Annotated in this window: 26 protein-coding genes; 12 read left to right on the top strand and 14 right to left on the bottom strand. The window is 56.1% G+C overall.

The window, feature by feature from the left end; all coding sequences use genetic code 11:
- Nucleotides 1–38: 38 nt before the first annotated feature.
- The 3 genes from ID864_RS13785 to ID864_RS13780 all read left to right on the top strand — a co-directional run bounded on the left by ID864_RS13785 (nucleotide 39) and on the right by ID864_RS13780 (nucleotide 3,200).
- On the top strand, nucleotides 39–1,394 hold the full coding sequence (locus tag ID864_RS13785) for a GntP family transporter (protein ID WP_099753373.1): 1,356 nt from the start codon (nucleotides 39–41) through the stop codon (nucleotides 1,392–1,394).
- 96 nt (nucleotides 1,395–1,490) lie between these two features.
- Nucleotides 1,491–1,574, top strand: coding sequence for a small membrane protein YohP (locus tag ID864_RS24000; protein ID WP_443112762.1), 84 nt, complete (start codon nucleotides 1,491–1,493; stop codon nucleotides 1,572–1,574).
- A gap of 246 nt (nucleotides 1,575–1,820) precedes the next feature.
- Nucleotides 1,821–3,200, top strand: a complete 1,380-nt coding sequence (locus ID864_RS13780) for an aspartate aminotransferase family protein (RefSeq protein WP_048918648.1) — start codon at nucleotides 1,821–1,823, stop codon at nucleotides 3,198–3,200.
- Between the two features lie 44 nt (nucleotides 3,201–3,244).
- Here ID864_RS13780 and ID864_RS13775 read toward each other — a convergent pair whose 3' ends face one another.
- Genes ID864_RS13775 through ID864_RS13760 form a run of 4 tightly spaced genes read right to left on the bottom strand, consistent with a single transcriptional unit; the run spans nucleotide 3,245 to nucleotide 5,527 of the window.
- On the bottom strand, nucleotides 3,245–3,625 hold the full coding sequence (locus ID864_RS13775; protein WP_048918649.1) for a DMT family transporter: 381 nt from the start codon (nucleotides 3,623–3,625) through the stop codon (nucleotides 3,245–3,247).
- Complete coding sequence (locus tag ID864_RS13770) at nucleotides 3,625–3,981, bottom strand: EamA family transporter (protein WP_099753370.1); 357 nt, start codon at nucleotides 3,979–3,981, stop codon at nucleotides 3,625–3,627. The genes ID864_RS13775 and ID864_RS13770 overlap by 1 nt, the downstream gene beginning before the upstream one ends.
- Nucleotides 3,978–4,835 (bottom strand): alpha/beta hydrolase, encoded by an 858-nt coding sequence (locus ID864_RS13765; RefSeq protein WP_224750503.1) that lies wholly within the window; start codon nucleotides 4,833–4,835, stop codon nucleotides 3,978–3,980. Before ID864_RS13765 ends, ID864_RS13770 begins: the two co-directional genes overlap by 4 nt.
- Nucleotides 4,832–5,527 carry an MtnX-like HAD-IB family phosphatase gene (locus ID864_RS13760; protein ID WP_048918652.1) on the bottom strand — a complete coding sequence of 232 codons (696 nt, stop codon included), beginning with the start codon at nucleotides 5,525–5,527 and terminating at the stop codon, nucleotides 4,832–4,834. The genes ID864_RS13765 and ID864_RS13760 overlap by 4 nt, the downstream gene beginning before the upstream one ends.
- A 1,053-nt stretch (nucleotides 5,528–6,580) precedes the next feature.
- Here ID864_RS13760 and pagP point away from each other — a divergent pair.
- The 3 genes from pagP to ID864_RS13745 all read left to right on the top strand — a co-directional run bounded on the left by pagP (nucleotide 6,581) and on the right by ID864_RS13745 (nucleotide 8,308).
- Entirely contained in the window at nucleotides 6,581–7,150 is a 570-nt protein-coding gene (gene pagP, locus ID864_RS13755; protein ID WP_191149956.1) for a lipid IV(A) palmitoyltransferase PagP, read from the top strand.
- Between the two features lie 152 nt (nucleotides 7,151–7,302).
- Nucleotides 7,303–7,512, top strand: coding sequence for a transcription antiterminator/RNA stability regulator CspE (cspE, locus tag ID864_RS13750; RefSeq protein ID WP_004156612.1), 210 nt, complete (start codon nucleotides 7,303–7,305; stop codon nucleotides 7,510–7,512).
- Between the two features lie 370 nt (nucleotides 7,513–7,882).
- Entirely contained in the window at nucleotides 7,883–8,308 is a 426-nt protein-coding gene (locus tag ID864_RS13745) for a GNAT family N-acetyltransferase (protein ID WP_062818354.1), read from the top strand.
- Here the strand turns inward: ID864_RS13745 and ID864_RS13740 are convergent.
- Nucleotides 8,292–9,650 carry an aminotransferase class I/II-fold pyridoxal phosphate-dependent enzyme gene (locus ID864_RS13740; protein ID WP_191149955.1) on the bottom strand — a complete coding sequence of 453 codons (1,359 nt, stop codon included), beginning with the start codon at nucleotides 9,648–9,650 and terminating at the stop codon, nucleotides 8,292–8,294. The genes ID864_RS13745 and ID864_RS13740 overlap by 17 nt on opposite strands.
- A 129-nt stretch (nucleotides 9,651–9,779) precedes the next feature.
- Between ID864_RS13740 and ID864_RS13735 the strand changes: the two genes are divergently transcribed.
- The 6 genes from ID864_RS13735 (at nucleotide 9,780) to tatE (ending at nucleotide 14,460) form a co-directional block, all read left to right on the top strand.
- Nucleotides 9,780–10,739, top strand: coding sequence for a PhnD/SsuA/transferrin family substrate-binding protein (locus tag ID864_RS13735; RefSeq protein ID WP_191149954.1), 960 nt, complete (start codon nucleotides 9,780–9,782; stop codon nucleotides 10,737–10,739).
- A gap of 2 nt (nucleotides 10,740–10,741) precedes the next feature.
- Entirely contained in the window at nucleotides 10,742–11,554 is an 813-nt protein-coding gene (locus tag ID864_RS13730) for a deaminated glutathione amidase (RefSeq protein WP_191149953.1), read from the top strand.
- Entirely contained in the window at nucleotides 11,547–12,434 is an 888-nt protein-coding gene (locus ID864_RS13725) for an ABC transporter substrate-binding protein (RefSeq protein WP_048918784.1), read from the top strand. The genes ID864_RS13730 and ID864_RS13725 overlap by 8 nt, the downstream gene beginning before the upstream one ends.
- Nucleotides 12,431–13,384, top strand: a complete 954-nt coding sequence (locus ID864_RS13720) for an amino acid ABC transporter permease (RefSeq protein WP_062818352.1) — start codon at nucleotides 12,431–12,433, stop codon at nucleotides 13,382–13,384. The genes ID864_RS13725 and ID864_RS13720 overlap by 4 nt, the downstream gene beginning before the upstream one ends.
- Nucleotides 13,381–14,151, top strand: coding sequence for an amino acid ABC transporter ATP-binding protein (locus tag ID864_RS13715; protein ID WP_224750502.1), 771 nt, complete (start codon nucleotides 13,381–13,383; stop codon nucleotides 14,149–14,151). Before ID864_RS13720 ends, ID864_RS13715 begins: the two co-directional genes overlap by 4 nt.
- Before the next feature lie 117 nt (nucleotides 14,152–14,268).
- Complete coding sequence (gene tatE, locus ID864_RS13710) at nucleotides 14,269–14,460, top strand: twin-arginine translocase subunit TatE (RefSeq protein ID WP_048916781.1); 192 nt, start codon at nucleotides 14,269–14,271, stop codon at nucleotides 14,458–14,460.
- Between the two features lie 120 nt (nucleotides 14,461–14,580).
- Here tatE and lipA read toward each other — a convergent pair whose 3' ends face one another.
- The 9 genes from lipA to rsfS all read right to left on the bottom strand — a co-directional run bounded on the left by lipA (nucleotide 14,581) and on the right by rsfS (nucleotide 23,196).
- Nucleotides 14,581–15,546: a lipoyl synthase gene (gene lipA, locus ID864_RS13705; RefSeq protein WP_048916779.1), complete on the bottom strand. Its 966-nt coding sequence runs from the start codon at nucleotides 15,544–15,546 to the stop codon at nucleotides 14,581–14,583.
- A 195-nt stretch (nucleotides 15,547–15,741) separates the two neighbouring features.
- Nucleotides 15,742–16,401 carry a lipoyl(octanoyl) transferase LipB gene (gene lipB, locus ID864_RS13700; RefSeq protein ID WP_133624184.1) on the bottom strand — a complete coding sequence of 220 codons (660 nt, stop codon included), beginning with the start codon at nucleotides 16,399–16,401 and terminating at the stop codon, nucleotides 15,742–15,744.
- 84 nt (nucleotides 16,402–16,485) lie between these two features.
- Nucleotides 16,486–16,749, bottom strand: a complete 264-nt coding sequence (gene ybeD / locus ID864_RS13695) for a DUF493 family protein YbeD (protein WP_048916777.1) — start codon at nucleotides 16,747–16,749, stop codon at nucleotides 16,486–16,488.
- Nucleotides 16,750–16,901: 152 nt separating this feature from the next.
- Complete coding sequence (dacA, locus tag ID864_RS13690; RefSeq protein ID WP_048916776.1) at nucleotides 16,902–18,113, bottom strand: D-alanyl-D-alanine carboxypeptidase DacA; 1,212 nt, start codon at nucleotides 18,111–18,113, stop codon at nucleotides 16,902–16,904.
- A 107-nt stretch (nucleotides 18,114–18,220) separates the two neighbouring features.
- Complete coding sequence (gene rlpA, locus ID864_RS13685) at nucleotides 18,221–19,333, bottom strand: endolytic peptidoglycan transglycosylase RlpA (RefSeq protein WP_191149952.1); 1,113 nt, start codon at nucleotides 19,331–19,333, stop codon at nucleotides 18,221–18,223.
- A 13-nt stretch (nucleotides 19,334–19,346) separates the two neighbouring features.
- Complete coding sequence (mrdB, locus tag ID864_RS13680; RefSeq protein WP_048916774.1) at nucleotides 19,347–20,459, bottom strand: peptidoglycan glycosyltransferase MrdB; 1,113 nt, start codon at nucleotides 20,457–20,459, stop codon at nucleotides 19,347–19,349.
- Between the two features lie 6 nt (nucleotides 20,460–20,465).
- Nucleotides 20,466–22,370, bottom strand: a complete 1,905-nt coding sequence (gene mrdA / locus ID864_RS13675; RefSeq protein ID WP_048916773.1) for a peptidoglycan DD-transpeptidase MrdA — start codon at nucleotides 22,368–22,370, stop codon at nucleotides 20,466–20,468.
- A gap of 34 nt (nucleotides 22,371–22,404) precedes the next feature.
- Entirely contained in the window at nucleotides 22,405–22,875 is a 471-nt protein-coding gene (rlmH, locus tag ID864_RS13670) for a 23S rRNA (pseudouridine(1915)-N(3))-methyltransferase RlmH (protein WP_012442067.1), read from the bottom strand.
- Nucleotides 22,876–22,878: 3 nt separating this feature from the next.
- Nucleotides 22,879–23,196 (bottom strand): ribosome silencing factor, encoded by a 318-nt coding sequence (gene rsfS / locus ID864_RS13665; protein ID WP_048916772.1) that lies wholly within the window; start codon nucleotides 23,194–23,196, stop codon nucleotides 22,879–22,881.
- Nucleotides 23,197–23,359: the final 163 nt, after the last annotated feature.

Here is a 23,359-nt window from a genome sequence, read left to right as displayed (position 1 = left end):
GAATCCGGCGGCAATATAACGATAATGAGGTCTGAAAGATGTCCACCGCCCTGCTCTTAACCATTGCTGTGGCCAGCGTGCTGATACTGCTGCTGCTGGTGATTAAAATAAAGATCCACCCGTTTGTCGCTCTGCTGGTTGTCAGCCTGATGGTGGCGATGGCTACCGGCATCCCGGCAGATAATATTATGAAAGTGATCGTCTCAGGAATGGGCGGTCTGCTGGGGTCCATCACCATCATTATTGTGCTGGGGGCGATGCTCGGCGCAATTATTGAAGCCTCCGGCGGAGCAGAATCGCTGGCGCAGCGCTTTACCCATACGCTGGGGATTAAACGCACCGTCGCGGCGCTCACCATGGCAGCGTTTATTCTGGGTATTCCGGTCTTTTTTGAAGTCGGCTTTATTATTGTTATTCCACTGATCTACGGTTTTACCAAAGTGGCCCGCGTCTCGCCGCTGAAGTATGGCCTGCCAATGGCGGGCGTGATGCTGACCGTTCATGTGGCGCTGCCGACTCACCCCGGCGCTGCGGCCGCGGCCGGACTGCTGGGGACCGACATGGGCTGGCTGATGCTGCTGGGGATTGCGATATCGATCCCGGTGGGCGTAGTGGGGTACTTCGTGGCGAAAGCGATGAACCGCCGTCAGTATCATCTGTCGCTCAGCGTGCTGGAGCAGCTGCAGCTGGCAAAACCGGAAAACAGCCCGCGCCAGAACCAGGAGAAGCCGCCAGGCGCGCTGCTGATCTCTTCGCTGATTGTCGTGCCGATTGTGCTGATCGTGGTCGGGACGCTGGCGCATACCGTGCTGCCGGAAGGCAATACGCTGCGCCAGCTGTTAACCCTGATCGGTACGCCAGCGATTGCGCTGCTGATTGCGCTGGCGCTATCGGCCTGGCTGCTCGGTCTGCGCCGTGGCTGGAGCCGTGACAAGCTGAGCGATATGCTGGACCGCGCGATCCCCAGCTCTGCCGGAGTGATCCTGGTGGCGGGCGCCGGTGGGGCATTCGGTAAGGTGCTGGTGGAGTCCGGGGTGGGTAAAGCGCTGGCGCTGTCGCTGGAAACCATTCATCTGCCGCTGATCCCCGCTGCGTTTATTCTGTCGCTGGCGCTGCGCGCTTCGCAGGGGTCCGCGACCGTGGCGATCCTCACCACCAGCGGTCTGCTGACCCAGGCGGTAGCGGGCATTAGCGACATTCAGCTGGTGCTTGTCACGCTCTCGGCCTGCTTTGGTGCGCTGGGCCTGTCGCACGTCAATGATGCCGGCTTCTGGGTGGTGACGCGCTATCTCGGCCTGTCCGTGGCCGACGGTCTGAAAACCTGGACCGTGCTGACTACCGCGATGGGGCTGACCGGTTTTGTGCTGGTGTGGCTGCTGTCAGCGCTGCTGTAACAGCGGGTAACATCGCAAACCAGGCGAATCAGTTATCTTCTTCTATACTCAAGTCACTACAACGTAGTGACTTTTTTTTACATTAGAGGGCATGGAATGAAAATTATCCTTTGGATTATTGCGATCATCTTTATCGTTGGCTTATTAACAGTGACGGGCGTGTTTAAGTTGATATTCTAAGATTACGTTCTGGCAGCCTGAAGAGTCACTCATTCGGGCTGCCTGTAATTGTATGTTTTGAAATTATAACCACGATTTTGAAATGTAATTTATTATTTATTTTATTGGTTTGTTATTTCCTGAGGTGTCGTTTGACGATTCCTGCGCATAATATCAATGCCGCTTCAATATCACCCTTTCACTACATTAAATATAAAACCCAACAGATATACTCGCACTTCTCAAAATGAAAATGCGGGAAATGCTATGAGCATGAATGAAGAGCAGCTGTTATCAGATGAAGCCAGGTACTGTTCGCACGGTGATACCGTCCACTATGTTAATCCCCCCAAAATCTTTGAACGCTGCCAGGGCAGTTATCTGTTTGATGCCCAGGGAACCCCTTATCTGGACCTGCAGATGTGGTACTCCGCCGTCAATTTCGGCTATGCCAATCCCCGTCTCGACAACGCGCTGAAAAAACAGATCGATGTTCTGCCTCAGCTGGCGAGCCAGTATCTGCACCCGACAAAAATTGAGCTGTCGAAGGTAATTGCTCAGGATATGGAGCGCAAATTTGGCCTGCCGGGCCGGGTGCATTTTAACGTGGGCGGGTCGCAGTCCGTTGATGATTCGCTGAAGCTGGTGCGCAATTTTACCCACGGCAAAAGCCGGATGTTTGCTTTTGAAGGCGGCTATCACGGGCGTACGCTCGGCGCTTCTGCCATCACCTCCAGCTATCGTTACCGTCGCCGCTTCGGCCACTTTGGTGAACGCGCCCAGTTTATTCCCTTTCCCTATCCCTTCCGCCGTCAAAGAGGGATGACGGCGGAAGAGTATGCCGAGAAGCTGGTGGCCGATTTTGCCCGCCTGTTTGAAAATGAGTATCACGGCGTCTGGGACCCCAGGGTGCGCGAAGCGGAATTTGCGGCTTTTTATATTGAGCCGATTCAGGGCACGGGCGGTTACGTTATTCCACCGCGCAATTTCTTCCCGGCGCTGAAAAAAGTGCTGGATGAGCACGGTATTTTGCTGGTGGTGGATGAGATCCAGATGGGCTTTTACCGCACCGGTAAACTGTGGTCGGTTGAACACTTTGGTATAACGCCGGACGTGCTGATCTTCGGCAAAGCGCTGACCAACGGACTGAACCCGCTCGCCGGAATTTGGGCACGCGAAGAGATGATCAATCCGCAGATCTTCCCGGTGGGTTCCACCCACTCCACCTTTGCCTCTAATCCGCTGGGAACGGCGGTGGGGCTGGAAGTGATGCAGATGCTGGCCGAGAAGGATTATGAAAAGCAGGTATCAGAAAAAGGCGCTTATTTCCTGGAGGGGCTCAAAACCCTGCAGCGCCAGCATAAAGAGATCGGTGATGTCGATGGTCTTGGCTTGGCCCTGCGCGCCGAGCTGTGCCAGGCCGATGGCTTTACCCCGGATAAAGCGCTGCTCGACAAAATGGTGGATATTGGTCTCTCCGGCACGCTGGAGTACCAGGGGCAGAAAACCGGACTGGTGCTGGATGTCGGCGGCTACTATAAAAATGTCATCACCTTCGCACCCTCACTGGAAATCAGTCGGGCGGAGATTGACCAGGCCATAACGCTGCTCGACCAGGCATTGACCCGCGCCAAACAGCAGCGCTAATCCTGCTTTATTTCCGTTGTTGAGGTGCCATCTGGCGCCTCTTTTTATGCTGACTGAGCCACCGTTTCCCCTTTCGCCAGGCAGAGTACGCCGGCGAGAATCAACAGGCCGCCAAGGGCTTTGACCAGCGTTAACGCATCATCGAACAGCCAGACGGAAACCAGCGTCACGCTGAGGATCTCAAGGTGCGAGGCGGCAAACGCCGGGCCGAGTGGGGCAGACCTCAGCAAATTCATCCAGGTAAAGAATGCCCCGGCATAGCCGAGCAGCGCAGCGTAAATCCATAGCTGGCTAAATATGCGTAACAGCCATGCCGCATCCAGCGTCAGTGGGGCCGCGTGAAGTGCGGCAAGCTTAAAACTGACCTGCGCCAGCGTATCGAACATCAGTAGCGTCAGAAAACCGACCAGGTAAAACTTTTTCATCAGCCGAGCCCTACGATAATAACGCCCAGTGAAATCAACAGCATGCCGGCCAGCCGCCAGCGGGTAAGACGTTCGTTAAAGCACCAGCGGGCTGCCAGCATGATCGCTACCACGTTAATCGATGCCAGCAGCACGGCCTGCGACAGCGCGACCCGCGAGAGAAATGCCAGCCACAGCAGAAACTGGACTGCGTAACTGACAAAGCCCAGCCAGACCCAGGGGCGGGCCAGCATATAACGCCACGGCTGCGTGCCTGAACTGTGGGCGCTGCTTAGCGCTGCGGTCTTAAAGGCGAGCTGCCCGCAGCAGTCGAGCAGGGTAGTCAGTAGCCACAGCAGCAGCGTCAGGCGGCTCATTGCAGCAGGCGGTCGTCATCTACCGCAGGTCGGGGAGTGCCGTCAGGAGATGTGAAGTGATTGATAAAAGCGATGGAACGCTGAAAAAGCTCATGGCGATCGTTATCAATAGTGATCATATGGTAGCTATTGGCCAGCAGCACCAGTTCTGCAGGGCCACTCACGCTGTCGCGCACCAGTTCCGCATTGCGCCGGTGGGAAATATCATCTTCGCTGGCGTGCAGGATCAGGCAGGGTGAAGTGGTGCAGTGCAGCCTGAGACGCACCGTGCGCGACAGCACGATCATTTCATTCAGCGATGCCCACGGGGTACCCCGAAGCCCGGCGGCGGCGCTGTTACCGCTCAACATCTTTGCCGCAATTTTTTTACGCAGGCGTTCATTACGAATGCCGTAGGGGGGCTGTTCATCAACGCAACGGCAGCTGCCTATTTTCAGTCGTGCGGCCAACTGCAGTAGCCAGGGGCCGACAATACGTTTTAGCGCTGGGACGCTCCAGCCATCTCCGCGAAAGGTAACGGCATAAACCAGCACACCGTCAACCCGGCTGGGATAGTCAGAGGCGTACTTTAGCGCCAGCAATGCGCCCATTGACAGCCCCGCAACAAACAGCGTACTGACCTGCTGGCGCAAGCGATCCGCCCCGTCGATCACGCTCTGATACCAGTCCTGCCAGCGCGTGGCGACCAGGTCTTCAACCGTGCCACAATGCCCGGCCAGCTGGAGGGCATAGACGGTAAAACCGGCGCGATTAAACGCTCTCGCTGCGCCGCGCATTTCGGTCGGCGTTCCGGTTAAGCCATGAATCAACAATACCCCCTGGCTGCCCCCGGGTAGCCAATAGTCATATTTCATGAAGATGCCTGCGGGCGAGTGAGCAGAGCCTCAAGATAGGTTTGAGCCTCGCTGAAATCATGGAATGGGGTGAAGGGAAGAGCGGCTCGTTGGCACTCGGCGATCAGGCTGCTTTTGGCCAGCACATGGCTGGCCTTAGCGGCGACGCAGAAATCAGAGCGCCCATCGCCGATCGTCAGTAGATGCTGTCTGGACAGACGCCTGACAAGGGCGCACTTGCAGGTACCGCTGGCCTGGCTGCACAGTGGGTCAGAATAGGGTGAGCTTAACCGCCAGCGCCGCTGCGCAATCTGCTGCAAGCGGTTGGCGAAAATGGGCACCCCGGAAATCCGCTCCCTGCGCAGCAGATACGCGATGGCATAATCCAACCCGTCACTGACAATATAGAGAGGAACATGGTTTAAGCGTGACCAGCGCGCAAAAGCTGCGAAATGAGGATCGAGCTCGATATTATCCAGACAGCTTTCCAGCTGCTGGCGCGATGCATCCAGCAGGGCGACTTGCCCACTCAGACAGGCGAGGGAGCCAATTTCCCCTTGCACCCATCGCTCTTCAAGCTGCTGCCATCCCGGCATACCAAACTGCGCCATCAGCGTGTCAGTCACGTCCTGGCCGCTAATTGTGCCGTCAAAATCGCAAAAAACAGTCCAGCAGACGTGGCTGTCGGGAAGGATTATTTCGGGAAGCGTCATTGATTTACCCGCAACTTAATTTGATAACTGATTACGCTATATCAGGAGTAAGTTTCCTGATAACTGACCATCTGGCCTGGAGGCCTGGTTTGGTGAGGAAAATAACCTCTTCATTTGTCATCCTTAACGCCGTAATTGTCCGCAGCGGTTATTCTTTGGTTTGCATGGGCAGAGTAAGTCAGCGGATATCAACGGGGGGTAAATCGCGATGAGAGATAATAGGGAATAGCAGGAAGAGATAAAGAATAATAATGGTGAAAGGCGTTCACCATAAGCCGCTACGGGGTGAGAAAATTTTCAGGTTTTATCAGGATGATGGTAGACAGGTGTGTCATCACCGTAGGTGGCCGGCCAGGTTGAAGAAATTCCCCTAAAATTGATACGTATATCTCGCGCGTTTAGCTGCTTGTGACAAAGCGCGCAGATAGCACCGTGGGGTTTATCGAATTCATCGCCGGCGGTAGTAAAAATAAACTTACGACACCCGCATCTGCCACACCTTAGCATTATTGACACCTCACCGTTCCCAGTCCCGTGGTTGGTAAGAATTATCTTATCAAAAAAAACGCAGAGATCTATAAATAAAATTAATTGATTTAGTAAAATCCCTTAAATGCATAACTCATTGAATTAAATAATTTAAACTGATTTTTCTCGACATTATAGATTGTTAAATGATAAAAGTTATCAACTATGATGTCCTTTTGATGATTTCAGTCAATTTTGTTTACATAATGCTTAAAACAAAGTGTAAAGACAGAGCTAAGCTAGTACTGGCGTGATAATCGGAATATGTTTCCTGATAATTGCGAAAATTCCTGGAGTTATAACTCTGCGGGAAGATTCTGTTTTATTCAACCATATCAATAGTTTTGCTCACTGAGTGAATAAAAATTCATTTTCATCACTCTCTTAATAAGTTAGTGATTAATGGAGTGTTTAGGTGAGTTTGATATAATCATTTCCACAAGCATTGATTATTTTCGGTCGACATTTTTTGACCTTTTCAGGATGCCGTAAGATAGCGCCATCCAGGGAGCAGTGAAATTTAGTATGAAAATCAAAACGATTATATCCCTTTCCGCGCTGGTCGCCGGGATAGGGCTTCAGGCTGCACAGGCCGCGACTCTGGTAGATGGCATTTCTGATACCTGGCAGGCATTTAGTGATAACGTCAGCGAAACGTGGAACGACCCGCAGACGGTCGATCTCTATGTCCCGGCTATCACATGGCATAACCGCTGGACTTATGACAAAGAGAAAACGGATAAGTACAACGAACGCCCGTGGGGTGCCGGGGGCGGGATCTCCCATTATGATGAAAAGGGTAACTGGAACGGCATCTATCTGATGGCGTTTAAAGACTCCTTCAATAAGTGGGAGCCGATTGGTGGCTATGGCTGGGAGAAAACCTGGCGACCACTGAACGATCGCGATTTTCATCTTGGCCTTGGTTATACCGCCGGGGTGACGATGCGTGACAACTGGAACTATATTCCCATCCCATTAGTGTTGCCATTAGCCTCGGTGGGATATGGGCCTGCAACTTTCCAGATGACTTATATTCCGGGTACTTACAATAACGGTAACGTCTATTTCGCCTGGCTGCGCTGGCAGTTTTGATGGCGCCAGGCCTGTCATCAAAATGACATAGGGTAAAAAAAAGTCGATATTTATCACTTTTTCGTCGTCGGCTACTGGACAAAAGCCTTCGCAATTGCTGTACTAACCCTCGACACAGTTTAGTGTCCATTTTTCATGTAAAGGTAATATAGATGTCTAAGATCAAAGGTAGCGTTAAGTGGTTTAATGAGTCCAAGGGATTCGGTTTCATTACTCCTGAAGATGGTAGCAAAGATGTGTTCGTTCACTTCTCTGCCATCCAGAGCAACGGTTTCAAAACTCTGGCAGAAGGTCAGCGCGTAGAGTTCGAAATCACCAACGGCGCCAAAGGCCCATCTGCTGCTAACGTTGCCGCTATTTAAGTTATCAGACAGAATTCTTAAAACCCGCCTGAAGGCGGGTTTTTTTTCGCCTGCAGATCGCTAGCTGAGATACTGTACCAGCCAGACGAGCGTTGCGGCACAGGCCAGAGTGAAGGCAAGTAGTTCGTTTTTACTGCGCGGAAGCCAGTTCATCATTATCCCCTCGGATGGCTGAATGATAACCAGTGTGGCGAAACAGTATTAAGGAAACATTAACGCTCGCCCTCATCGTTAATGAGTAAGCTAAATCTTACATTAATCAGCTTCTGTAACATTACCGTGTGATCTGTCTCCTTGCAGGGATCGCTGCGCTAAGGCTATAAATGTTGACTGCTAACCTTTGCTGCTGGCTGACTTCGGAGAATGAGTAATGAATATTCGTCTGGCTGAATCGAGAGATGCATTTGCCCTCAGCGCTCTGTTAGCGGAACTGGGATATGCCGATACCGCGCCGTTCATTGAACGGCGTCTTGCCCAACTGATGGCGGATGATACAGAGAGGCTGCTAATGGCCGAGCAGGGTAATACGGTGCTGGGGTTCCTCTCGCTGCATTTTATCCCACAGCTGGCGCTGGCCGGAGATTTTGCGCGCATCAGCTACTTCTGTATTGCCGAAGGAGAGCGTAGCAAAGGGGCCGGGCAGCAGCTGTTGCAGCACGCTGAACGGCTGGCCGCCGAGCGCGGCTGCGACCGTATGGAAGTCCACTGTCACCAGCGCCGCGAAAAGGCCAATGCTTTTTATGCGCGCGAGGGTTATGAAGAGTCCCCGCGCTATCACATCAAAGATCTGACCTGATCGCCCCCGGCTCGCGACCGCTGGCAATCAGCAGCGCGTCGGCAACTTCGTCTACCAGATGTTCAGGCAGCATGGAGGTACTGACGCGCACAAACTGCCCGTTGCCGCTGCGGCAGCGCTCCCCTGGCAGCACGGCAATGCCCCTGGCGGCCAGGGTGATCATCGCAAACTGCTCCGACTGCACCGGCAGATAAATACTTAACCCGTCCCGATCCGGCAGCGCCACGCCGCGTAGGATCAGGGCGGAGAGCAGGCGCTGCCGCCGCTGACGATACACTTCCCGCGCCTGCGCAATACTCTTTTGAACCCCCTCGTCAGCCAGCATCCATGCTAGGCTCTGCTGCAGAATGCGGCTGGTCCAGCTGGCACCGAAGTTGCGCCATGACCGAATGCGCTTCACCAGCGCTTCCGGCCCCGAAAGCACGCCAAGCCGCAGATCGGGGCCATACGCTTTAGAGAATGAACGCACGTGCAGCGTGCGCTCGGGGATGAAACGCCCCAGGCTCCACAGCGGATGCGCTGACAGTGCGCCGATACCGTCATCTTCAACAATCCACGGCGTTGTGCCGCTCAGCACCGCTGCCAGCTCATTGCTGCGCGCTTCGCTGAGCGTATGGCCGGTGGCGGAGTGGGTGCGCGGCTGGTAAATAATGGCTACCGGGCGCTGGCGCAGCAGCAGGCTTAGCGGGCCGGGCAGCGGCCCTTGCTCATCGCAGGCCAGCGGCAGAACTTCCGCCCCGACATTATCCAGCATATCCAACAGGCGCGTGGCAGTCGGATCTTCGATCACCACTTTATCGCCGGGTGAAAACAGCGTCTGCATAATGCAGTTCATCGCATCATAGCCCCCGTCGGTTGCCAGAAAGGCTTCGGCGACAAAAGGCCAGTCGCCCTGCACGGCGGCCAGCAGGGCCGGGGCGATCGCCTCGCGCTGATAGCTGTTGAGATTGGGCGCCAGGATCCCCTGCTGCATGGCGCATCTGAGATCGGGAAGCAGGTCAGGGTCGGGGGAAGCCATCGCCAGATCGGCTTTGATCTGGCTGCCGTAGTGACCAATTTTTTCAAAGCGCACCGGGCGTGGCGTGACCTGATCGCCACATACCCACACTCCGCTGCGGCCTTTACCGGCAATGACCTTATGGCGCTTTAACTCACCCCATGCGGCGGAGACCGTCGCCGGACTGACGCCGAGCTTCTCTGCCAGATCGCGCACCGCCGGCAGCTGGGTGCCAATCGGGATCTCACCTTCACGGATCAGCCGCGCAGTCGTCGCGGTGATCCCTTTCACCGAAGCCTCTTCAACGCGGGCACTCAACCAGTTCACATCCAGCAGCGTGGTCATAAGAAATCCATTTGTTCAGTAACAAAGAAAGCATTGTACAGATAATATTATCGATCTAGTATCAAATTCAAGCAGGTATTGGTGTTTTTTTGAACGCGGCAGGGCTGCGCTAAACCGGAGAGATTGCACATGGTGACCATCAGGCTGGCGGTACGCGACTGGGACTATTTTACGCCGCTGGCGCTGGGGGATATTCGCCCTCAGGGATTTAAGCTGGAGGTGCATCGCGTTGCGACGCTGGTCGGCGATCTGGCAAACAGCGAGCAGTACGACGCGGCGGAGGTCTCTTTCAGTCGCTTTGCTCAGGCCCGTGCGCGCGGGGATTTCAGCCTGCTGGCGGTGCCCCATTTCCTGATGCGCGGTTTCCGCCAGCGCTGCATTATCACCACCGCTGACAGCCCGCTGACCTCCCTGGACCAGCTGAAAGGCAGGAAAATCGGTCTCACCGGCTGGCAGGATTCGGGCAACACCTGGACGCGCACGCTGCTGCGTGAAGCCGGAGTCGAAATCGATGACGCTTACTGGTTTGTCGGCCGCCTGACGGGGGACCATCCGATCGTCGATCGCCTGAATGGTTTTGGTCGCCCAGGCCGGATAGAGGCCGCGCCGGGAGAGCACCCGCTGATCGACCTGCTGCGCGCCGGTGAGCTGGATGCGGTGTTTACGCCTTTTATGCCGGAGGGCTTTTTCCTGCCGGATTCCGGGTTACGTCAGCTGCAAACCGACTTTCGCCAGGCCGAGCTGGAGTACTTTCAGCGCTGCGGTTATATCCCCGGCATTCATCTGCTGGCGCTGAAAGCCGGGCTGGAAGAGCGCCACCCGGGTATCGCCAGCGAACTCAGTGCCCTGATTGATGAATCTGCCCGCGTCTGGCAGCAGAAGCGTGAGAAGTATGCCGACACGACCCCGTGGCTGCTCGACGATTTGCGGCGCACCGCGCAGGATTTACCTGCCGGCTGGAATGCCAACGGCTTCCAGGCTAATAAGAAGATGATTAACGATTTCTGCCAGGAGCTGTTTGCTCAGGGGCTGACGGCTGAATGCCTGACTGCGCAAGCACTGTTTCCGGCAATGACCCCAGGAGCATAACGATGAAAGTGGCATTAGGACAGTTCGCGGTCAGCCGCGAGTGGCAGGAAAACGCCGATATCTGCATCGGTTTAATGGCTCAGGCGCAGCAGCAGGGGGCAAGGCTGCTGGTGCTGCCGGAAGGGGTGCTGGCGCGTGATATCACCGATCCGGATCTGGTACTGAAAGCCGCGCAGCCGCTCGACGGGCCGTTTCTCACTCAGATGCTGGCGGCAAGCCGGGAAAATACCCTGACCACCATGATGACGGTACACGTACCGACTCCAGATGGCCGTGCGCTGAACGTGCTGGTGGCGATGCGCAATGGCGAGATTATCGCCCGCTACGACAAGCTGCACCTGTACGACGCCTTTGCGATGCAGGAGTCGCGCAATGTGACCGCCGGTAACGAGGTACCGCCGCTGGTGGAAGTTGACGGCATGAAGGTTGGGCTGATGACCTGTTATGACATCCGCTTCCCGGAGCTGGCGCGCCGCCTGGTGCTGGACGGTGCGGACCTGCTGGTGCTGCCAGCGGCCTGGGTAAAAGGCCCGCTGAAGGAGATGCATTGGGAAGTGCTGGTGACGGCCCGTGCGCTGGAAAATACCTGCTACGTTGTGGCGGTCGGCGAGTGTGGTCCGCGTAATATTGGCAACAGTCTGGTGGTTGATCCGCTCGGCGTGGCGATTGCCAGGGCCGCAGAAGGCCCGGCGCTGGTGTTTGCTGACCTTGATCCACAGCGTATTCAGGATGTGCGCCGTGCCTTGCCCGTGCTGGCTAATCGCCGTTTTGCCCGCCCAGACTTGACGCCGGGGAGGCGCAATGACCATGAATAAACACGCCATTGCACTGGCGCTAATGCTGACCACGCTGAGCGCGGCCAGCCACGCGGCTGAGGCTATTCCGGTGCAGAAGATGGACCCGGCGCTGCACGATCGCCTGCCGGACGCGGTGAAGAGCGCCGGAAAGATGACCTCGGTTAACAACGGCTCCTTCCCGCCGTATGAAATAGTGGAAGGCCCAACGTCGATGACCGGTGCTTCAGCCGACCTCACCGAAGCGCTGGCACAGCTGCTGGGGGTGAAAATTGAGCACGCCACCGTCAGCGGTCTGCCTGGCCTGCTGGCCGGAATAAAATCCGGCCGCTACCAGCTGGCAATCGGCCCGGTTGGCGATTATCCGGACCGTCAGCAGAAAAATGACTTTATCGATTTTGTACAGGAGTTCGTGGTGTTTGCCGTACAGAAAGGCAACCCGGCTCACATCAATGGGCTGGAAGATACCTGCGGAAAGCGCATTGCGGTGATGGCGGGCGGTTCAGCTGAGCAGGTGATCCGCAAGCAGTCGACCGTTTGTACCACCGCAGGCAAACCGGCGGTGACCGTGCAGTCGTTCACCGACCAGCCATCGTCGATTCTGGCGGTGCGCTCAAAACGTTCCGATGCGTTCTTCTCCTCTCAGGCGCCGCTGGTCTATTTTGTGCAGAAGGCGGAAGGGCAGCTGGAGTTGACCGGCACCGGCCAGAAAAATGGTTTTGGCGATATTTTCCAGGGCACCGTGGTGCCGAAAGACTCTCCGCTCGGGGAAGTGGTGCTCGACGCCTATAAAGTGCTGTTCGCCAACGGGACTTATGCAGCGATCATGAAAAAATGGCAGCTGAGCGGCAACATTATCAGCGCGCCGGGACGTAACCTTGCGCAGGGGGCAGCAAAATGACCCAGCCCGCCACGCAATCTTCAACCAGGGATCGGACAGACGCACAGCGACGCGATGTGGCCTCGGCTCTCAGCGCTCCCCGCTACGGACGACTGCTCGGCTGGCTGCTGGTGCTGGCGGTCGCGGTGAATTTTCTCTGGATAATCGCCACCAATCCTAATTTCGAGTGGAACGTGGTGTACCAGTGGTTTATGGAGGGGTCGGTGCTGACCGGGCTGAAAGTGACGCTCGGTCTGACCGTGGTCTCCATGCTGCTTGGCGTGGCGATTGGCCTGCTGCTGGCGGTGGCGCGCCTGTCCGATAATCGCCTGATGAGCGGCCTGGCCGGTCTGTACATCTGGTTCTTTCGCGGCACGCCGCTGCTGGTGCAGCTGATATTTTGGTACAACCTCTCGACGCTGTTTCCGCAGATCTCGCTGGCGGTGCCGTTTGGTGGGCCGATACTGGCGAGCTGGAATACCAACGATGTGATCACCCCGCTGACCGCGGCGATTGCCGGGCTGGCGTTAAACGAAGCCGCGTATATGGCGGAGATCATTCGTGCCGGGCTGCAGTCGGTGGATAACGGCCAGGTTGAGACTACCCAGGCCTTCGGCATGAGCCGGGCGCGGGCGCTGCGGCGCATCATTATTCCGCAGGCGATGCGCGCCATTATTCCTCCGACCGGCAATCAGCTGATCAGCATGATTAAAGCGACGTCTCTGGTTAGCGTCATCGCGATGGGTGACCTGCTGTACTCGGTGCAGGCGGTATACAACCGCACCTTTGAAATTATCCCGATGCTGATGGTGGCGGTGATCTGGTATCTGCTGATCACCTCGGTGCTGAACGTCGGCCAGTCGGCGATTGAGCGCTACTACGCTCGCGGTACGCGTCGGGTGGTTGCCAGCAGTAAAAAGCACCCGCCAGCGATGGCAGTACGTCCCCTGGTCCAGAAGGAAGAACGATGAGCAGAGCTGAACCGCTGGTACGGGCGCGCAACGTACAAAAAAGCTACGGCGATAATCAGGTGCTGAAGGGGATCGACCTCGACGTGCTGCCGGGGGAAGTGGTGGTGATCCTCGGCCCTTCCGGCTCCGGTAAGTCGACCTTCCTGCGCTGCATTAATCATCTTGAAGAGCTTAACGCCGGCTCGATTATGATCGGCGAACAGCAGGTTGGCTTTGAGCTGAAAAAGGGGCTGCTGCATCGCCTGTCGCCAAAGCGTATTGCCCGCCAGCGCCAGGAGATCGGCATGGTGTTTCAGCAGTTCAATCTCTATCCGCATATGACGGTGCTGCAAAATATTATTGAAGCGCCGGTCGGTGTGCACAAGCGCCCGCGGGCAGAAGCGATGAGTGAGGCGCGTGAGCTGCTGGCGACCGTTGGCTTAAGCGATAAGGCCGATGCCTGGCCGCGCCATCTCTCAGGGGGGCAGCAGCAGCGCATAGCGATTGCCCGGGCGCTGGCAATTAAGCCGAAACTGATACTGTTTGATGAGCCGACCTCGGCACTCGACCCAGAGCTGGTCGGAGAGGTACTGGCCACGATGCGCACGCTGGCCGATGGCGGGCTGACCATGGTGGTGGTGACGCATGAAATTGGCTTTGCGCGCGAAGCGGCTGACCGGGTGGTGTTTATGGACGGTGGACATGTGGTGGAGCAGGGGCCGCCGGAAGCCGTGCTGGTCAACCCGCAGCATCCGCGCACACAGGCTTTTCTCAGCCGTTTTATCTGATAAGATCGCCGCTGCATATTCTGTTACAGATTGCAGTTGTATTCCCGCACGTTCAGCGCGTTAATACAGGTCGGTTAAAGACCGTGATGACGGTCAGGTAAATAGAAGAAGGTAAGTATGGAAGGTATCAGTCTCGCCAAACTGCTGATCGTCGGCGCATTAATCGTACTGTTATTCGGCACTAAGAAATTGCGTACCCTGGGTGGCGATTTGGGCTCAGCGATTAAGGGCTTCAAGAAGGCCATGAATGACGATAATGCTGCTGCGGCTGAAGCAAAGCCCGCCGAGAAGATTGCTCCTAAAGAGTGATGCTGTTCAGGCATAAAAAAACGGATGACTGGGTCATCCGTTTTTTTATGCCTGAATCGTAGGGGAGGGGCATGCCCCTCCCGTTTTAAACCGGGTCAGGCATGCCTGACCCCTTCAGGCTTATTTGACCTCTAATCCTTTCGCCTGCATATCGGCATGATAAGAAGAGCGCACAAACGGGCCGCAGGCCGCGTGGGTGAAGCCCATTTCCATTGCGGCTTCTTTCATTTCATCAAACTCAGCCGGGCTAACGTAGCGCTGTACCGGCAGGTGGTGACGGCTTGGTTGCAGATACTGCCCCAGCGTCAGCATGGTCACACCGTGGCGACGCAGGTCGCGCATTACTTCAACGATTTCGGCGTTGGTTTCACCCAGACCGACCATCAGGCCGGACTTGGTTGGAATGTGCGGATGCGCTTCTTTAAAGCGTTCCAGCAGCTTCAGCGACCAGTCGTAGTTAGCACCCGGGCGAACCTGACGGTAAACGCGCGGCACGTTCTCAAGATTATGGTTGAACACGTCTGGCGGAGTGGCAACCAGAATGTCCAGGGCGCGATCCATACGGCCACGGAAGTCCGGCACCAGCGTTTCGATCTTAATCGTGGGGCTTTTCTCGCGGATGGCGGTAATGCAGTCGGCAAAGTGCTGAGCACCGCCGTCGCGCAGATCGTCGCGGTCAACGGAAGTGATCACCACGTAGCGCAGCGCCATATCGGCGATAGTCTGCGCCAGTTTACCCGGCTCGTTAGCATCTGGCAGGGTTGGGCGGCCGTGTGCCACATCGCAGAATGGGCAGCGGCGGGTACAGATAGCCCCGAGGATCATAAAGGTCGCGGTGCCGTGGTTGAAACACTCGGCAAGGTTAGGGCAGGAAGCCTCTTCGCAAACGGAGTGCAGACCATTTTTGCGCATCGCGGCTTTGATGCCCTGAATACGGCTGGAATCGGCGGGGAGTTTGATTTTCATCCATTCCGGCTTACGTAACACTTCCGTACGCTCGGTCACCACGGTTTTCACCGGGATCAACGCCATTTTGTCTGCATCGCGGTATTTGACACCGCGTTCCATCACGATCGGTTTACTCATAATCTTGCAGGTTCCAGGTTGGATTACGGTAGTCAATTCGTTGCCGAATCTGCATTACCGCGAACACTCAATGAGTTGGTGACTTTCAACTTTTTTTGATAAAGCGCAAAAAATTATATCATCTCCGCGCGGCAGATTCAGCACTGGCAGTGCGAGAAGCGTTACAGAATTGTAAATCAATCGCCATTTTATCCGCTATGTTAGCGGGAGTTCTGCGCTATTGCTCCACTGAATGTCAGTAATTGCCAGCTGGCGGGCAAAATTCTCAATCAGCAACGGCTTTACATCAGCCATTTGCACCGTCGGCTTAAGCTGCGACAGCTGGGTCATTTCCAGCCCGGCATAACCGCAGGGGTTGATGCGCAGGAACGGGGTGAGATCCATCGCCACGTTGAGCGCCAGGCCATGGAAAGAGCAGCCGTTGCGAATGCGCAGACCAAGCGAACAGATTTTTTTGCCGTCAACGTAGACCCCGGGGGCATCCGCGCGCGCGCTGGCGCTAACGCCGAGCTGTGCCAGCGTCTCCACCACCGTCTGTTCGATGGCGGTGACCAGCTGACGCACGCCAACTTTGCGCCGCTTCAGATTCACCATCACGTACATCACCTGCTGACCGGGGCCATGATAGGTCACCTGGCCACCGCGATCGCTCTGCACGACTGGAATGTCGCCAGGCATTAACAGGTGCTCGCTTTTTCCCGCCTGACCCTGGGTAAATATCGGGTGATGCTCGACCAGCCAGATCTCATCCGGCGTCGCATCATCGCGCTGGTCAGTGAACTGATGCATAGCGAGGGAAACGGGTGCCCATGGCTGCAGGCCAAGCTGGCGAACGATCAGAGTTTCTGGAGGCAAAGCGAAGGGTCCGGTTGGCAAAACAGGGGGAGTAGTATAACGCTGGTGCAGGGCAAGAACCATGCCCTCACCAGCATTCAGGAATTACAGCACCATGCGAACAATTTCGATTTTGCCTAATTCTTCATACAGGGTTTCGACCTGCTCGATATGCGTTGCGGTGATGGTGATCGACACCGAATGGTAGTTGCCTTTACTGCTGGGCTTCACGTCCGGTGAGTAGTCACCCGGCGCATGGCGCTGCACCACTTCAACCACTTGATCGACCAGCTCTGGCTGCGCCAGCCCCATCACTTTATAGGTAAAAGAGGTGGGGAATTCGAGCAGTTCTTTAAGGTTGGTTTTCATATTGACTCCGGTGACACAAATAAGGACTCCCGCCGTAGCGGGAGTTCACAGATACTAACAATATGGGGATATTTCAGGAAGATTTCAAGTAGGGGCCGATCGGCGCTCGGCCCGTCTGGTGCACGGCGATCGACCCTTAATGACAGCGGGGATCAACCAAACCAGTGATGGAACATCAGCTTAATGTAGTCAACGATGCGGCCGAAGAAACCGCCTTCCGGCATATCGTTCAGAACCACCAGCGGGTGCTGTTCAATGGTTTTGCCATCCAGCTGGAAGTTGATGCTGCCTACCACCTGATTTTTCTTCAGCGGCGCGTGCAGTTCAGTATTGCTCAGGGTGTAGCTGGCTTTCAGGTCTTTCATACGGCCGCGTGGAATCGTCAGATAGACATCTTTCTCGACGCCCAGCTGTACGCGATCGCTGTTACCGAACCACACCGGCTCAGAAGCAAACTCTTTACCGGCCTTCAGTGGCGCAACGGTTTCAAAGAAACGGAAGCCCCAGGTCAGCAGTTTTTTACTTTCTGTTTCGCGCCCTTTGTAGGTATGACCGCCCATTACCGCAGAGATCAGGCGCATCTGCCCTTCTGTCGCGGAGGCCACCAGGTTGTAACCCGCCGCATCAGTATGCCCGGTTTTAATGCCGTCAACGTTCAGGCTGGTATCCCACAGCAGGCCGTTACGGTTTATCTGGCGGATATTGTTAAAGGTGAACTCTTTTTCGTGGTAAACCGCGTACTCATCCGGCACGTCGCGGATCAGCGCACGGCCAATCAGCGCCATGTCGCGCGCCGAGCTGTACTGGCCTTCGGCATCGAGACCGTGCACGGTCTGGAAGTGAGTATTCTGCAGGCCCAGCGCTTTCACATAGTTGTTCATCAGCCCGACGAAGGCGTCCTGGCTGCCGGCCACATAGTCGGCCATCGCCACGCAGGCGTCATTACCGGACTGCAGCACGATACCGCGCGTCAGCTGGGAAACCGGCACGCGGTCGCCCGGCTTCAGGAACATCAGAGAAGAGCCTTTGAATACCGGGTTACCGGTTGCCCAGGCATCTTTGCCCACGGTGACGATATCATCCTGATGGATTTTGCCCGCTTTCACCGCCTGACCGATAACGTAACTGGTCATCATTTTGGTCAGGCTGGCCGGGTCGCGACGCGCGTCGGAATTCTTCTCTGCCAGTACCTTACCTGAGTTGTAGTCGATCAGAACATAGGCTTCAGCGTCAATGTCCGGCACGCCGGGGATCATGGTTTTGATGTTGACGTCATCGGCAAGAGCGACAGCGTTGAGGCTGAGCGCGATCAGGGTGCCTGTCGTCAGGCGTTTCAGTAATCGGGATGGGTTCAAAGTGTTCATGTAAGGACTACAACATCCATGGGCTAAGTTAAAAAAGTGACTCACTATAGCAAAATCATCCAGCCACAACCCGCCTAATTCAGGCGGGAAAGGGGGGATTTACCTGCTTAAGGTGCGACGGTAATAAACGATTGCTGCTGGGCTTCATTCGCCAGTCGCTGCTGCAAAGCGGCGGCCTGCGAACGCGAGCTGAATTGGCCCAGCTGCACGCGATAAACATTGTTGCGGCTATCGACAGAGCCGGGGACGCCGAACTGCTTGCCGAGGCTGCTGGCGAGCGCGCGGGCGCGGGTGCCGTCGCTCAGCGCGCCGACCTGCACCACGTAGGTGCCGGAGGCGCTTGCAGCTGGGGCAGCAGCCGCTGCGGCGGCCGGAGCGGCCACTGCAGCAGGGGCGGCAACCGGTTCGCTGACTTCCAGCACGCCGTTTTGCAATGGCTGTGCGGCACCGAGGAAGCCACTGCTGCGCACTGGCGCGCCCATATTGTCTTCGCTATTCAGGGTGCTGTTATCCACCGGGCGCGACTGCTGCTGCTGCACTTCCTGCGGCTGCGGGCTGTTGTATTGCTGCGGCTGCGAGTTGCTCATAACGGCAGCGCCTGCGCCCATGGTCATGCCGCCACCGATATCCGGGCGTGAAGGCAGGGCATAGCTCTGCTTAGCGACCGTGGTCCCGATGGTGCCGGGGCCGGAAAGGCTACCGTCCGGCGCGACGCTGATGAAGTCAACGCGCACTTTGGTGTTGTTAGAGGTATTCAGGCGATCTGCGGCGGCACGCGACAGGTCAATAATACGGCCAGGCGTGTAGGGACCACGATCGTTGACGCGTACTACGATCATGCGGCCGTTGGCCAGATTCGTGACGCGCACGTAGCTTGGCAGCGGCAGCGTCGGGTGTGCCGCCGTCATGGCATTGGGGTCAAACTCTTCACCCGTGGCGGTGCGATTGGTGCCCATCTCTTCGCCATACGACGCAGCCAGACCGGTTTGGCTAAAATTCGACGGGTCTTTCACTACCGTGTAGCTTTTGCCGTTAACCGAGTAATCCTGCAGGGTGCCGGGATTAAACGGTTCATAACGCGGCTCTGCACCGCCAATCTCCACCACCGGGCCGTTATAGGCGGCCTGCTGCTGCGTGACCGGCGCCTGCTGGTCGTTGTCTGTAGTACAGGCTGCCAGCAGTGCTGATGCCAGGGCAACCCAAAGCCAATCCTTACGCATGTGTTTATGCCTCTTAAACGCTCTTCGACAACAGTTTTCGGTGGGTGTGAATCGACATTATGATGCCAAACCCGGCCATCAGGACGATCAGTGCGGAGCCGCCGTAGCTGACTAACGGTAACGGCACGCCTACCACCGGCAATATACCGCTTACCATGCCAATGTTAACAAAAACATAGACAAAGAAGATCAGCATTAATCCACCGGCCATCACGCGACCAAAGGTGGTCTGCGCACGTGCAGCCATCGTCAGGCCACGCATGATCAGCAGCACGTAGAGTATCAGCAGAATCAGTACCCCGACTAATCCTAATTCTTCGGCCAGTACCGCAAAAATAAAGTCGGTATGGCGTTCGGGCAAGAATTCAAGCTGTGACTGGGTTCCATGCAGCCAGCCCTTACCGCGCAGCCCGCCTGAGCCGATGGCGATTTTCGACTGGATAATATGGTAGCCCGCGCCGAGTGGGTCGCTTTCCGGGTCGAGCAGCATCATCACGCGGTCGCGCTGATAGTCGTGCATCAGGAAGAACCACAGCACCGGAATAAATGCCGCCACCAGCAGCACTGCAATGGCGATCAGCTTCCAGCTCATGCCGGAGAGGAACAGCACGAACAGCCCGGAGGCAGCGATCAATATTGCAGTACCGAGATCCGGCTGTGCCGCTACCAGCAGGGTTGGCATAAAGATCAGCACCAGCGCGATGGCGGTGTTTTTCAAGGTCGGCGGGCAGACATCGCGGTTAATAAAGCGTGCCACCATCAGCGGTACGGCGATTTTGGCAATCTCCGAGGGCTGGAAGCGCACCACGCCGAGGTCCAGCCAGCGCTGTGCCCCTTTACTGATCTGCCCGAAGGCGTCCACCGCGATCAGCAAGATCACGCAGATTATATAGAGGTAGGGCGCCCAGCCTTCATACACGCGCGGCGGGATTTGCGCCATCACCAGCATCACGACCACTCCCATGGCAATCTGACCGAGCTTGCGCTCCATCATGCCCGGATCCTGGCCGCTGGCACTCCACATCACCAGCGCGCTGTAAATCAGCAGCGCGGCGATGATCAGGCAAAATGTCGGATCAATATGGATACGCGTCCAGATTGTCCTTTTCTGATGGCTATCATTCATAACCGGTTATTCACCTTCGTAGCCTGGCGGCGTTGGCGCAGCGTCAGGCAGGTTAGTATTGTTATCGCCAAGAATAATGTGGTCGAGGATCTGGCGCATGATAGTCCCGACGGCCGGACCTGCGCCGCCGTTCTCAAGGATGATAGTGACGGCCACGCGGGGATGATCGTAAGGCGCAAAGGCCGTCATCAGCTTGTGGTCGCGCAGGCGTTCCGTCAGCTTGTGGGCGTTATAGGTTTCATTCGCTTTCAGGCCAAATACCTGTGCGGTACCTGACTTGGCGGCGATTTTATAGGAAGCGTCCGCAAAGCTCTTACGCGCAGTACCGTTTGGACGGTTCGCCACGCCATACATGCCGTCTTTGGCAATTTCCCAGTAGCCGGAGTGGACGTCTGCGACCGGGGCCTCCGGCGGCTGACGCCATGGCACTTTAGTGCTGCCCTGCATGGCGTCCATCATCAGATGCGGAGTTTTAATCACGCCATCGTTAATCAGGATCATCAACGCTTTGTTCATCTGTACCGGCGTGGCGGTCCAGTACCCCTGGCCGATACCCACCGGTATGGTGTCCCCCTGATACCAGGGTTTCTTGAAGCGCTTCATCTTCCAGTCACGGGTGGGCATATTGCCGGCGGTCTCTTCGATCAGATCGATACCGGAAAGATGGCCGTAGCCGAATTTACTCATCCACTCGCCGAGCCGGTCGATGCCCATATCATAGGCAACCTGATAGAAGAAGGTATCCGCGGACTCTTCCAGCGATTTGGTGACGTTCAGGCGGCCGTGGCCCCAGCGTTTCCAGTCGCGGAAACGTTTTTCGGACCCAGGCAGCTGCCACCAGCCCGGGTCAAACAGGCTGGTGTTGCGGGTGATGACGCCGGCGGTCAGGGCTGACACCGCAATATACGGTTTTACCGTGGACGCTGGAGGATAGGCGCCCTGTGTCGCGCGGTTAATCAACGGGCGGTTTTCATCATGCAGCAGGCGGTTATAGTCCTTGCTGGAGATACCGTCGACAAACAGGTTCGGGTCATAGCTGGGCATGGAGACCATCGCCAGTAATTCACCGTTACGCGGATCGCTGACCACTACGGCGGCACGACTGCCCGCCAGCAGCGTCTCAATATACTGCTGGAGCTTAAGGTCAATCGTCAGGTAGATATCGCGCCCGGCCTGCGGAGACTGCTCGTGCAGCTGGCGAATAACGCGGCCGCGGTTGTTCACTTCGACCTCTTCATACCCCGTTTTGCCGTGCAGTACATCTTCGTAATAGCGCTCAATACCCAGCTTGCCGATGTCGTGGGTGGCAGCATAGTTGGGCCACTTGCCCTCTTTATCCAGGCGCTCAACGTCACGGTCGTTAATTTTCGACACGTAGCCGAGCACGTGGGTCAGGGCGGAGCCGTAAGGGTAGTAGCGGCGCTGATAGCCTTTGACTTCAACGCCGGGGAAACGGTACTGATTGACGGCAAAACGCGCTACCTGAACGTCATTCAGGCTGGTTTTCACCGCAATAGAGGTAAAGCGACGCGAGCGTTTGCGCTCTTTTTCAAATGCTTCAATATCTTCATCGGTCAGATCGACGATAGGCTTCAGCTCCTGCAGGACTTGCTGCAGGTTATCGACTTTTTCAGGCACCAGCTCGAGCTGGTAAATGGTGCGGTTAAGCGCGAGGGGGACGCCATTACGGTCGAAGATAATGCCACGGCTGGGCGCGACCGGAACCAGTTTGATGCGGTTCTCATTGGAGCGCGTGCTGTAGTCGTCAAAGCGGGTAATTTGCAGGTGGTAAAGGTTCGCCACCAGCACACCGGAAAGCAGCAAAATGCCAAAAAATGCGATTAGCGCCCGACGAACAAACAGCGTCTGCTCGGCGGTATAGTCACGAAAGGAGTTACGTTGTAATTTCATCCGCTGCTTTTGTCTGTCCGGTTAGCCTTATCCGTTACTCACGATGATAAGGATGATTCGCAGTAATGCTCCATGCACGATACAAACTCTCTGCAACCAACACGCGAACCAGCGGATGGGGCAGGGTCAGCGCTGAGAGTGACCAGCTTTGTTCCGCCGCGGCCTTGCAGGCGGGTGACAGGCCTTCCGGTCCGCCAATCAACAGGCTGACATCGCGGCCATCCTGCTTCCAGCGTTCCAGTTGACTGGCGAGCTGTGGGGTTTCCCACGGCTGGCCGGGTATATCCAGCGTGACGATGCGGTTGCCCTTACCGGTGGCTGCCAGCATCATTTCGCCTTCTTTTTCCAGAATGCGTTTGATATCGGCATTCTTGCCGCGCTTTCCGGCCGGGACCTCAGTCAGCTCGAATGGCATATCTTTCGGAAACCGACGCAGATATTCCATAAAACCCGTTTGAACCCAGTCCGGCATTTTGGTGCCAACGGCGACCAGTTGCAGCTTCACGGCTTAACTCCAGAGCTTTTCCAGTTCGTACAGCTGACGGCTGTCTGCTTCCATGACGTGAAGGATCACTTCACCGAGGTCAACAACCACCCAGTCACTTGGCGCACGGCTGTTAACGCGAAAAGCATCCAGACCGATCTGCTTCGCTTCCTGAACCACGTGTTCAGCGATGGAAACCAGATGGCGGGTTGAGGTGCCGGTGCAAATCACCATATAGCTGGTGATGCTTGATTTGCCCTGAACGTCGATAGCGACAATGTCCTGAGCTTTTAAATCGTCACATTTATCAATGACGAAGTCTTGGAGTGCTTGACCTTGCAAAAGGTTCCCCCTTGGGATTTAAGTCTGAAGGGTTATCGCATATTCACGCGTAAAGCGCTGTCGACAACCGTAACATGATGTTTTAGCCGGGCGAATGCCCCGAAAAATTAGCGGCGAAGTATATCACGCTGTGGCAGGTTGCGATATACACGTCCTGATTCGA

The sequence above is a fragment of the Erwinia aphidicola genome (assembly GCF_014773485.1).
In the GTDB taxonomy this organism is placed as follows: Bacteria; Pseudomonadota; Gammaproteobacteria; order Enterobacterales; family Enterobacteriaceae; genus Erwinia; species Erwinia aphidicola.
Note: the sequence above shows the minus strand (reverse complement) of the source record. Positions and strands in the feature narration are given on the sequence as shown.